Genomic DNA, 12,564 nt, shown 5'->3' on the forward strand with positions numbered 1-12,564 from the left:
TTTAGCTTACAGACTGATGATAATATTCGATTACACGTTTTGCAATCGGGCTGTCTGCGTCCAGACCAGTATATTCAGATACCGCCTGTTCAATTCCGTTATTTTTAATTCCCTGCTGAAGTTTCTGTGCGTTTGCGTCCCTGGGCTCCGCATATTGGAATCCGGCCGCCATAGCTTTGGCGATCGAATCGAAACTGACGCCGTGTTTCAGACACAGCTCGGCGGCTCCTGTCAGACGGTCTCCTTTTGACAATTTACGAATCGGATCGTATCCTACCCTGTAGATAGAATCCGGAAGCACACCCTTGGCCGGTGCAAAATAAACGAGATTGTGCAGCTCTTCCGGTGTAATCGGATATTCCTTCATAACGGCTGCCGTGATCTCCTCTACCACTCCTTCCACAACTTCCGCGATCTCAGGATCAGCCTCAGATTCCGGAATCGTACTGTACCCCTTTAAATATCCCATATAGGCCAGCGTTGCATGGGGACCGTTGACTGCGGTGACTTTAATGTCTTTGAGCATCTCAATCTTGTCCGTAAGTTCCATCCATTCGACATCACTGAAATCGTTATTGACCGGCTGCTGGATCAAAAGCGAATTAACTGCAACGGTATCAATGTGAACATCGTAATTGCTCTTCGCATCTGTACTTCTGCGGATAATAGAGTCGCGGATCACTACATTCTGATCGAACCACTCCTTTGCTTCTTCGGACAAGTCTTTTCTGAATGCCTCCGTAATTCCCGGGATCAGATAGTTTTTATTTGTAATACAGATCATAGTCAGTCTGCGGTCCGGATGAACCCTGTAAAATTCTTCAAAGCACTTCGCCAGATAACCTGCCGCCTCTTCAAAATCTTCCGGGTAAAGGGGAAGTACGATCACATCCGTCTCCAAGAAAGCTTCCATGCATGAGTATTCTTCATCACAGGTATATGCTTTAAAATTTTTGACAGTACGGTTTTGTATTTCATCCACCCGGTGTACCTTCACATAATAGCATCCGTGTTTTTGTAATTCTTCTGAAACTCTCGGGTCCTTATCCAGGAATGTAATATTCCATCCCGCATTGTCAAAAGTTTCGCCTACAAACCCTTTTCCTAACCGTCCTGCTCCTACAATCAATACATTCTTCATTATTTTTCCTCCTAATCAGTGTTATGTCTGAAAGACAGCTCTATATTTACTGATCAGAATCTGTAATCAAATATGTAATGTCACCTGTCTTGCATATGACATAATTTGACACAGATCCGATCTTTTCCTTCGTCACAAGCGCTGCAGTCTGATAAGAGACAGAAAGCATCTTCTGTTTCAGCTGGCATTCTTCTATGGATGAATGGCTGATGCCCACTTCACTGCTCATACAGTAAATTCCCATAAAATACAAATCCGGATGAAGCAGTTCCAGCTGTTTGATGACTTCATATCCATAAGTGGCCATGGAAGACTTATACAGATTCCCGCCCAGTGTGATCACATCGATGTTTGGATAATCCCTTAAAAGAAGGATGATCGGGATACTGTTTGTAATAACCGTACAGCGCATGTGTTTATCCAGGTGCCTGATCACCTGATAATTGGTTGTTCCGTCATCGATCAAAATCACTGATCCGGGTTTAATCAATTCTGCGCCCTTTTTGGCCAGACGAATCTTTTCTTCCAGATTCAGATCAATCCTTGCATCAAAATCTTCCTTCAAAGGTCCGTTTTTTACCGCTCCGCTGTGCACCTTCTTCAGAAGGCCTCTCTGGTCTAATTCTTTAATATCTCTGCGGATCGTATCCTCAGAAACTTCAAGCCTCACACTTAATTCACTGGCAATAATTTTATTTTCGAGGGACAGTATCTCCAGGATCTTATCCTGCCTCTCTGCTTTTAACATCTTCATCGCTTTACCTTCTCCTACACATACATTCTGTTGATTAAATTAATATTATTATAACGAATCCGCCGAAAAAGGGAAAGCAAAAGCGGCCATTAAATATTCTTCAATATTTCCATTATCTCTTGTTTGTTTTCAGCGCGCTTCATCTTTTCAATATTTTCTTCCTCAGCACAGATCAATGCTATGTTGCTGAGCATATTCAGATGAGTGCCGTCTTTTCCGGCGATGCCTATGACTACATATGCAATATTTCCATCACCAAAATCAACGCCTTCCGGAACCTGTACTACAGACAGGCCCGATGTATATATTTCCGAATCTGACGATTCTATCCCATGAGGGATCGCCAAATGGTTTCCGATATAGACAGAGAATCTCCTCTGCCTCTCCAGCATATGTTCAATATACTTCGGAGTCGTATACGCGTTTTCCATTAAAATTTTTCCGGCATACCGGATTGCCTCTTCTTTATCTTTTACCTTTACATTTAACGCAATATTTTCTTCTGATAAAATAGGTTTTACTTTTTCTTTGCCGTTTCTGTCTTCGATCACTTCCAGAGCCCGGTCGTAATCAGCTTCTTTCAGGAAGTTGTTGATCGCCAGAAATTCCTTGCCTGTATTATCTACACTGAGTTTGGCCCTCTCAATCAGCCCTTCCAGCGTGATAATCATGTCTGCATCAGGATCGATCCGGCTGGCTGATGAATTCTTTACTTTAATATCTTTGTATCCTTCTTTCTGGAGACGGTTCTTTAAAACCGATGCTCCCATGGCACTGGACCCCATTCCCGAATCACAGGCCACAATGATGTAACGAATGGCGCCTCCTAAAGAAGGCTTATGTTTCTTAAAGGCCGCTTCCGGCTTTTCTGCCTTTGTTCCCATATCGACACCGGCCACGGCAAGATCTGCCTCTTCCTCCGGAGAGCCTATGGTCTTCAGAATAAATGAACCGATCAGCAGCGCCACCGCGAATCCCGCTCCGATTGCCAGAACATTTGCCACCGCAGCATCCTTTGGTGTCATAAGGGCTATATTTATCAAACTGCCCGGAGACGGCATGCCGACCAGACCGCCGCCCAACACGACCAGGAGCAGAAGAGAGGTTGCAAGCCCTCCCATCGTGGCAAAAATCATGATCGGATTTGCCAGGACAAAAGGAAAATACACTTCCCCGATACCGGCGATTCCCGCAATAAACATCGCCATGGGAGCTGTCTCTTTTGCTTTTCCCTTTCCAAAAACAGCAATGGAGCATAAGGTGCCCAGCAGCGGACCACAGTTAGAATCGAGCAGGAACATCAGGGATTTACCGGCCTCCTGAGCCTGAGCGAATGCAATCGGTGAGATGATTCCATGATTTACTGCATTGTTCAAAAACAACACCTGGGCAGGACACATGAATACAGCCAAAAGCGGAATCAGTTTCTTCGCGATCAGGAAGTTTATTCCTGCCGTCAAAAATGCGATAATCGCATTTACCACCGGCCCGATGATCAAATAACCGAGGATAGCCAAAGCAAATCCAAGGATTCCAAGGCTGAAATTATTGATGAGCATTTCAAATCCGGGCTTGATTTTTCCCTCCACTGCACGGTCAAACTTCTTTAGAATCCATGAGGAAAACGGACCCATGATCATGGCTCCGCTGAACATAGTGATATCAGAACCCACAATCACTCCCATGGTAGTAAATGCACCGATAACACCTCCCCGCTGTCCATGGATATTATAGCCTGCCGTATAGCCGATCAGAAGCGGCAGCAGATAATTTAATATCGGACCTACCATCTCATTTAATTTTTCGTTGGGAATCCACCCTGTTGGTATGAACAATGCTGCCAGCAGTCCCCAGCCCACAAATGCACCCAGATTCGGCATGACCATCCCGCTCATATGCCCGCCAAATTTACGAATTCTGTCCAGTGCCCCTGCTTTTGTTTCCATATCTTACACCTCCGGTTCTCATTCTTATACTTTTTACTATTTAAATGCTTTTTAACGTGTAGACTTAGCTCCGCTGATATTTACAGTAGTTCCTGATATGTAACTTGCGCGGTCGGACATCAGGTAGCAGATCAAATCGGCAACTTCATCTAATTTCCCCGGCCTTCCCATAGGAATAACTTTTTCATAATCAGATGAAATATTGTTCTTATCCTGTCCTCTTGTATAAGCAAGTGCTTCAAATGCCGCGTCGTTATTCATAGGAGTTCTCTCGTTGATCGACGGCGCCACACCGACAACACGGATATTATAAGGACCCAGTTCCTTCGCCCATGACATTGTGTAAGAAAGGACTGCTCCTTTGGTGCCTGAATAGCAGCTCTGGCCTTTAGATCCCTGCATCCCTGCCTCAGATGACATATTTACGATCACTCCGGATTTCTGTTTTATCATGTAACGTGCAACAGCCTGTGAGCACAGGAACACTCCTTTTTGATTTACATTGACCATAAAATCGAAGTCTTCTTCTGAAAGTTCATATTCCGGCCGTTTTCCGTAAAAATCAACCAGCAGTCTCGGACGACTGACTCCTGCATTGTTAAGAAGGCCATCAATTTTTCCATATTTTTTTATAACCTGCTCAACCATCGCATCCACACTTTTCTTGTCGGCAACGTTGCACTCAACAAAGAAGATATTCTCATCCTTTTCAAATCTCTCATTGTTTCTCAAATCCGCTACTACTACTGCCGCACCGTTTTGTCTCAATGTCTCAACTACATGTTCACCGATCCCCTGGCTTCCGCCTGTTACGATCATAACTTTCCCGCTTAAATCCATCCATTTTTCCATATTTGCTTTCCTTTCTTTCTGCATTTTTTTGCGTCTTCATTTGCATTTTATGCATCTATTTGCTTGTTTTATTTGCTATATCTTTATAATACCAGCATATTTTTGCATTGTCAATGCTATTTCTTGCAGTTATATGCGTTTTTATATAAAATAAACCGCATTTTTCGTACAAAAATGCGGTTATCTGCATGTTTTTTGCGGTTCAAATATGTGTAAAAGATTTCTCACAGCAGAAAAAGACAGCAGATGAATAAATTCATCTGCTGTCTCACTTTACATTGATTATTTCGCATAGTCCACAACCCGTGACTCACGGATAATATTGACCTTGATCTGTCCCGGGTAATCCAGGTTATCTTCCACCTGTTTTGAAATATCCCTGGCCAGTAAAATCATGTCGTCGTCACTGATCTGTTCCGGAACTACCATTACCCGAATCTCCCGACCTGCCTGAATCGCAAAAGTTTTATCAACACCCTGGAAGGAATCTGCGATCTCTTCCAGCTGTTTCAGCCTTGTCGTATAGCTTTCCAGTGTCTCGCTTCTCGCTCCCGGTCTCGCTGCAGAAATTGCATCTGCAGCCTGAACAAGACAAGCGATTAATGTATCTGGCTCTGCATCCCCATGATGGGACTCCACTGCATTGATTACAATTGGATGTTCCTTGTACTTCTTGCACAAGTTCACTCCAAGTTCTACGTGGGAACCTTCCACTTCGTGGTCGATAGCTTTTCCAATATCATGGAGCAGCCCAGCGCGCTTTGCCATCCTGACATCGACTCCGATCTCAGATGCCAGAAGCCCTGAAAGCTGTGCCACCTCCATAGAGTGCTTCAGTGCGTTCTGTCCATAGCTGGTACGGTATTTCATCTTGCCCAGCAGGCGGACCAGTTCAGGATGGATGCCGTGAACTCCAAGTTCCAGAGTTGCAGCCTCCCCGTCTTCCCGCATCTTCGTCTCCACTTCTTTTGTGGCTTTTTCGACCATCTCTTCGATCCTGGCCGGATGAATCCTTCCGTCCACGATCAGCTTTTCAAGAGCAATCCTTGCAATCTCTCTCCTGACCGGATTAAAACTTGACAATACGACTGCTTCCGGTGTATCGTCGATGATCAATTCTACTCCTGTCATATTCTCAAGGGCACGGATATTTCTGCCCTCCCGGCCGATGATGCGTCCTTTCATCTCGTCGTTTGGAAGCTGTACAAGAGAGATCGTCGTCTCAGCCACATGGTCTACCGCGCACTTCTGAATGGCTGTGACCACATATTCCTTAGCTCTCTTTCTCGCATCTTCCTTTGCTCTGGATTCCATCTCTTTTACGAGCATCGCTGTCTCGTGCTTTACGTCTTCCTTAACTGCTGATAATAGTTGTTCTTTTGCCTGATCAGAGGTCAGCCCAGAAATTCTTTCTAATTCCTGTAAGTGTTTGGACTTGAGCTCCTGCACTTTTGCCTTGTCTGCCTCAAAATTCTTTTCTTTGGCAGTCAGAGACTGTTCTCTGCGCTCCAGCATCTCAGCCTTTTTGTCAACAGTTTCTTCCTTGTTGAGAACGCGCTTTTCGTACTTCTGCAGTTCGCCCCTGCGTTCCTTTGTTTCCTTTTCAAAGTCATGTCTCGCTTTTATAGTTTCTTCCTTGATCTCAAGTGAAGCTTCGCGTTTCTTCGCATCCGCTGCTTTTATGGCTTCATCTATAATATCTCTGGCTTTGCTCTCTGCATTTCCAATGGTTACTTCCATGGCCTTCCTGCTTCTTTGATTGGCAACAAGGACGGAAATTGGCGCTACAATGACCAGAGTTGCGATAATGGCAATAATTATACTTACCACAGGCCTCCTCCTTATTCAATTTTTTGTGCATAAAACACTCTTCTAATTTTAAATGTTTTTGCACAAAAAGTCAAGAAAGCCTAATGCTCAGGTTGAATAATTACAGCCTGGTACGGAGGAATCAAAAGCCCTCCCCCAAAATCCTTCTCTTCTCCAGTCAAGAGATCCGTACCTTTTCCCGCTCTGGCGTCAAAATGCAGCGTGTATTCCTCCGGTCCTGCATTCAGGGCAAAGATAATTCTCTCTTCTCCGGCTTCCCTCTCAAAAGCGATGATATCCTGTTCCGTGCGTATTTCTCTGTAACCGCCGTCTTTCAGTGCCTGACTGTCTTTCCTCACCTCTGAAAGCTTTGCGATGTATTTATAGAGTTCTCCCTGCTTAAGATCATCAGGTCTTACTCTTGGACGAAGTGAATCGTCACTGCCAGGTTCCTTAAATCCTTCGATTCCCCACTCACTTCCGTAGTAGACGGACGGTACCCCCGGCATGGCAAACATGAGTGCATAGATCAGAGGCAGATGCTTTTCATCCGTAAGCTGGGTGGCAATCCGCATCACATCGTGGTTATCCACAAAACTGTACAGAGGGAGCCCCTGGTAAAGCGTCCATGGTTCCGGCCCAAACTGCCGGTTCAGAGAATAACCGATCTCATGCATGTTGTGGGTATTAAAACTGGAGTACAGTCCCTTATAACATTCATAATTCGTGACAGAATCAAGCATATGGTGATTGACCAGCGTGCTGTAATCCCCGTGCAGCATTTCTCCTATAAAGACCATCTCGGGATTTCTGTCTCTGGCAAAATCCACCAGAGTCTTCATAAACGTCCGGTTCAGCATATAGGCTACATCCAGGCGGATACCATCGATCTCGAATTCATCCATCCACATACCCACTGCATCCAGAAGGTGGTCTCTGACTGCCGGATTATCCAGATTTAATTTTACCAGTTCAAAATGGCCTTCCCAGCCCTCGTACCAGAATCCGTCGCCGTAGTTGCTGTTCCCGTCAAAATTGATATAGAACCAGTCCCTGTATTCAGAATCCTGTCTCTTTTCCAAAACGTCCTGAAATGCCCAGAACTCTCTGCCCACATGGTTGAATACACCGTCTAAAACAACTTTTATCCCTTCCTCATGCAGGGTGCCGCATACTTCCTTAAAATCCTCGTTGGTTCCAAGCCTTTGATCGATCACTTTATAATCTTTCGTATCGTATCCATGGCTGCTGGACTCAAAAACCGGTGAAAAATAAATGGCATTGGCTCCGAGTCCTTTGATATGGGGTATCCATTTCTTCACTTCCAGTATTCCATGTTCTGCCTCATCATCCACAAAAGCTCCCAGTGGAAAAATGTGATAAAATATCAGGTCCTTCATTGTTAATTCTTTCATAGTCAATCTCCCTTCCTACCTTTGGGGTGTCACTCTGTGCTCTTTAAAGATTCTACCATGTTGATCTTCCGAAGCTGGAAAAACATCATGAAATTGATCAGCGCCGCAAACCCTATGGTGAGCAGAACACTGTATAGATAACTGGCCGGCAGGATCTGTCTTCCAAACATGATCAGATCTACCTCCGCAGTCAAAATCACATATCGGTGGAGGAGGATGCCCAAGCCCGCTCCCACAGCTGTGCCTATGATGGTGAGCAGGATATTTTCCCTGTAGACATAGGCCGCGGTCTCCATGTCAAAAAAGCCCAGGACTTTAAGGGTTGCAAGTTCCGCCTTCCTCTCCGCGATATTAATGTTGTTCAGATTATATAATACTACAAAAGCCAGTAGTCCGGCAGATACAATTAAAACAAACACAACAATATTCAGATTGTTCAGCATGTCGTTCATCTCTTTCTCAAAATCCGAAGTGAAGGAAACAGATGCAGCTCCGTCCTGTTTCAGCAGGCCTTTTCCGAGATTAGTTTCTGTTTTATCAGATCTGTCCTTGTTTTTTAAAAGAATCTGATTGTACTCTGGCTTTTCTCCATATAGCTTCTGGTATAACTTTTTGGACATATAAACATTGTGGCGCATATAATTCTCTGTGATATGCTCTACTTTTGCTCCAACCGACTTTGTTTCTCCTTCCTTGATCGTGACGGTATCTCCTTCTTTTATGCCCAGGAGGGTGCATACTTTTTCCGTAAGGATCACACCGCTGTCAGAAAGCCGATATTTCTCCCCGGACGTCCGGTCCTTAAACCGGATATAAGCCGAAAGTTCTTTCGCATCTTCCGGAACAAACAGAGAAGCCGACTTGCGGTCCCCGTCAAACTCCACATCCACAGAGACATTGTGGATTTTGGTGCTGTTCCGTATTGTATGCTGTTTTTGTATCCAAGATGCAATTTCCTGCTCCTTTTTTACAGACAGATTATCTTCCAGGGTAACCGATGCATCATAGGTCATAATATTTTGATACTGATTTTTTGATATGGCAAAAATAGAATCTTTCAATCCAAAACCGACGAGCAGCAGCGCCATACATCCGCCGATCCCGAATATGGTCATAAAAAACCGCTTTTTATACCGGAACAGGTTTCTTAACGTGGATTTCCACGTAAAGTTTAAATGCCTCCACAGAATTCCGATCTGCTCCAGCAAGATCCGTTTGCCCTCCTTCGGCGCCTCCGGGCGCATCAGCTGCGCCGGTTTTTCCCTCAGCTCCTTATAGCAGGCAAATATGGTGGCTCCAAGCGTGATGCACACAGAAGCCGTGGATGCCGTCAGTGCAAACCTGGTCTCAAACGGATGTTGTACCGGACCGATCCCCGTATACATCATAGAATATGCCTCTATAATGATCTTGGGGAGAATTGTCTCTCCCACAAGCACACCCGCGATGCTTCCGCCTGCCGTGGCAAGCAGGGCATACAATCCATACTTCTTTGCCACATCGAAACCTGTGTATCCCAGAGCCTTTAAAATGCCGATCTGGGTCCTCTGTTCCTCCACCATCCTGGTCATAGTCGTCAGACTCACCAGTGCGGCTACCAGGAAGAAAATCACCGGAAATACTTCTCCGATCGCCCCGATTCTTTCGGTATCCCCTCCGTATTCCACGTAAGACTGAATCCTGTTCCGGTCCAGCACATACCATTTGGGCATCTTTATATCATTAATCTCTTTCCGGGCATCGCCGATCTTTTTCTTTGCCTTGGCAAACTTGCGGTCCGCCTTCTTTTTGGAAGATTTATATTCTTTCTCTCCCTTTTCAAGTTTTTTTCTGGCGTTTGAGAGCTCTTCCCTGGCATCCCGAATTTTCTGTTCACCGCTTCTCAGCTCTTTTTCGTTCTGTCTCAGCAGAGCGGCAGAACGATTCAGCTTTTGTTTATTCGCCTTCAGTTCTTTTTTCCCTTTAGCCAGTTCTTTTTTGGAAGCCTTTAGGACAGCCTCCTCTCTGGACAGTTCTTTCTTTGCCTGCTCAAATTTCATCTGCATTTCCGGAGGAATCTGCCCCATGGCACCTGCCTGCTGCATCTGTTCTCTCAGCTGTTCTTTCGCTTCAAAGAACTGTTTTTCTGCCCTGGCAAGCTTTTTTTCATTGGCCTTGATCTCTTTCCCGGCCTTTGCAAGCTGCTTCTTCCCGCTGTTATAGCTCTGCCATCCTTTTTTTATTTCTTTTTTACCCCGCGAAATCTCAGTCTCCTGGGTTGTGATCTCCCTCTCCCCGGTGTTTATATCATTTTTGGCGTCTACCAGTTTCTTTTTCGCTTTGACAAGCTCTTTATCCGCCTTTTTCTTTTCTTTTATATATATGTCTTCTGCTTTCTTTACTTCCTTTTTGGCCTCATCCTTTATTTCTTTTTGTCTGGCCTCACAGCGGCTGTCGGAAATACCCCTGATCTTTTTTTCTGTTTTCTCTACGATATTGTCGTAATCGTCCGTATATGCGGTCTTCTCTGCCGCTCCTTTCACAGTGATATACAAATCCGTGTAGACATCCAATTTGAAATTTTCTTTCGGCACCACGGCAAAACCGCTGATCTGCCCATTTCCTATGGTTGCCGTTCCCCTGTCCCTGGAAAGGTAATATGAGGAACTTCCCACTCCGACTACTCTGAGTTCTGATTTTTTTAATGTCTCCCCGATATCATCATCAGTTCCCGAAGACACTGTGATCGTATCGCCGACTTTAATATCCGAATGTTCCATCAGATAAGAATCGATCAGGCACTCGCCATTCGTTTCGGGCATCCTGCCCTCTGTGACTTTGATTTGGTTGAGCCGGCCGGTCGCCGCCATGACTTTTAAGACCATCTCTGTGTCATTCAATTTACAGATCGTATCCACAGAGCAGCTTGGCTCCGCCACGGAAACCCCGGAAATTTCTCTGACCGCCTTTACATCTTTATCTGTGATACCCATGGTGCCAAGGACCCTTAGATCCATGAGCCTGCTCTCGTCAAATTGGGCATCTGCGGTTAACTTCATATCAGGCTCTGTAACCCGGACCCCTGAAAAAAATGCGACTCCCAGGGCTACAATAAAAAAAATGGACAGAAACCTGGGCAGTGTTTTTCGGACCATCATAAAATTGTCTTTATGAAGCGCTTTCTTCATGTGACCCACCTACCATTCTATCGTGTCTACCGATTTAGGTTCCTTATTGATCCACATGTCATGTACTTTTCCGCTCTTGATCTCGATTACACGGTCTGCGATCGGGGCGATCGCAAGATTGTGAGTGATGACGATCACGGTCTTATTTCTCTCCCGGCATGTATCCTGCAAGAGTTTCAAAATAGACTTTCCTGTCTTATAGTCCAGCGCCCCGGTTGGCTCATCGCAGAGCAGGAGCTTTGGATTTTTGGCGAGGGCCCTGGCAATGGAAACCCGCTGCTGTTCTCCTCCGGAAAGCTGGGCAGGGAAATTAGACAGGCGCTCAGAGAGTCCCACATCCGAGAGAATCTGCTCCGCATCCAGCGGATTTTTGCTGATCTGAAGGGCCAGCTCCACATTTTCCAGCGCCGTCAGGTTGGGCACCAGATTGTAAAACTGAAATACAAATCCGATGTCATTTCTCCGGTACTGGGTCAGCTGTCTCCTTGAATACTTTGCGATATCATTTCCATCTACAAAAACAGAACCGGAGGTGACTGTGTCCATCCCTCCCAAAATATTCAGAATCGTCGTCTTTCCGGCGCCGCTGGCTCCTATGATAACGACAAATTCTCCCTCACTGATGGTAAAATTAATCCCATCCACGGCCTTGGTAACGACCTGTCCCGTCTGATATATTTTCCTCACTTCTTCCAACCGAATAAAACCATCCATATGCAGTTCCCTCCGCTATCCGAGATACATAAATTTTAACATATTTTTGCCCAAATTAATACCTAAATGCGCTGCTGCAGCCCGATGAGGGCGGATTTCTCATGTTTTTAGGATTGTGGGAGCACAAAGTGCGGAACAATCCGCAGGTATCCAGGGGTCAAAATATATTTTGACCCCAACATCATTTGATATGTTATGACGAAGTCTATAAAACGTATGTCTGGTATATAAATTTTGAAAGGACTGGCAGCTTATGATCACTAAAGATGGCCTGAAATTTTATCGTGAACCTCATCGTGTTCTGGAAAAAGGAGAAGATTATATGTATCTCCTTCCTCATCCGGCACTGCGGGATTGGATTTCAAGTTGCACTGTTACCTTCCCCGGCAATGACATGATCTCAAATCATTACACCGTCATCCCCATGGGTACGCAACTCTGGTATGTTCATGTGATGAGACCAGAATGATCGGCCGGTTTATATGCATTTTTTCCAGCCTGGTCCGCATCAATACAGCATCACCAATGCCTGTAATTTATCCGGGTTTTATGATCTGCCTAACTTTATCCACGATTTTAAATCTGTATGCAAAATTTCTCCACAGGAATGCCGTCGTGAGATGTCCCATTTTTACAGCGAGATTGCCAAATTCTGATCTATAATGTAGGTACAAAGCAGAAAGGAGAAAATATGATATACGGCAGTACGTTGATTTAGGTGTCTGACATGGAAAGATCAAATAATTTTTATGAGAAGGTAATGGAC

At 45.0% G+C, this 12,564-nt stretch carries 9 protein-coding genes; 1 reads left to right on the forward strand and 8 read right to left on the reverse strand.

The window, feature by feature from the left end; genetic code table 11:
• Position 1: 1 nt before the first annotated feature.
• From QGT46_RS00960 to QGT46_RS00995, 8 genes are all read right to left on the reverse strand, one after another.
• The gene (locus tag QGT46_RS00960; RefSeq protein ID WP_148460258.1) at positions 2–1,141 is read right to left on the reverse strand and encodes a mannitol dehydrogenase; all 1,140 of its coding nucleotides are present in this window, start codon (positions 1,139–1,141) and stop codon (positions 2–4) included.
• Positions 1,142–1,187: 46 nt separating this feature from the next.
• Complete coding sequence (locus QGT46_RS00965; protein WP_034549974.1) at positions 1,188–1,895, reverse strand: DeoR/GlpR family DNA-binding transcription regulator; 708 nt, start codon at positions 1,893–1,895, stop codon at positions 1,188–1,190.
• 89 nt (positions 1,896–1,984) lie between these two features.
• Positions 1,985–3,841: a PTS mannitol transporter subunit IICBA gene (locus tag QGT46_RS00970; protein WP_148460259.1), complete on the reverse strand. Its 1,857-nt coding sequence runs from the start codon at positions 3,839–3,841 to the stop codon at positions 1,985–1,987.
• A 51-nt stretch (positions 3,842–3,892) separates the two neighbouring features.
• Positions 3,893–4,693: an SDR family oxidoreductase gene (locus QGT46_RS00975; RefSeq protein ID WP_024728337.1), complete on the reverse strand. Its 801-nt coding sequence runs from the start codon at positions 4,691–4,693 to the stop codon at positions 3,893–3,895.
• A 282-nt stretch (positions 4,694–4,975) separates the two neighbouring features.
• Positions 4,976–6,523: a ribonuclease Y gene (rny, locus tag QGT46_RS00980; protein ID WP_024728338.1), complete on the reverse strand. Its 1,548-nt coding sequence runs from the start codon at positions 6,521–6,523 to the stop codon at positions 4,976–4,978.
• Positions 6,524–6,603: 80 nt separating this feature from the next.
• Complete coding sequence (locus QGT46_RS00985; RefSeq protein ID WP_148460260.1) at positions 6,604–7,917, reverse strand: alpha-amylase family glycosyl hydrolase; 1,314 nt, start codon at positions 7,915–7,917, stop codon at positions 6,604–6,606.
• A gap of 29 nt (positions 7,918–7,946) precedes the next feature.
• Positions 7,947–11,084: an FtsX-like permease family protein gene (locus QGT46_RS00990; RefSeq protein ID WP_301589153.1), complete on the reverse strand. Its 3,138-nt coding sequence runs from the start codon at positions 11,082–11,084 to the stop codon at positions 7,947–7,949.
• Positions 11,085–11,093: 9 nt separating this feature from the next.
• Complete coding sequence (locus QGT46_RS00995) at positions 11,094–11,798, reverse strand: ABC transporter ATP-binding protein (RefSeq protein ID WP_024728341.1); 705 nt, start codon at positions 11,796–11,798, stop codon at positions 11,094–11,096.
• A 253-nt stretch (positions 11,799–12,051) separates the two neighbouring features.
• On the opposite strand from QGT46_RS00995, the gene QGT46_RS01000 reads away from it, so the two are divergent.
• Positions 12,052–12,267: a hypothetical protein gene (locus QGT46_RS01000; RefSeq protein ID WP_301589155.1), complete on the forward strand. Its 216-nt coding sequence runs from the start codon at positions 12,052–12,054 to the stop codon at positions 12,265–12,267.
• The last annotated feature ends 297 nt before the right edge of the window (positions 12,268–12,564 follow it).

The organism is Anaerostipes faecis, from assembly GCF_910574135.1.
GTDB classification, from domain to species: domain Bacteria; phylum Bacillota; class Clostridia; order Lachnospirales; family Lachnospiraceae; genus Anaerostipes; species Anaerostipes hominis.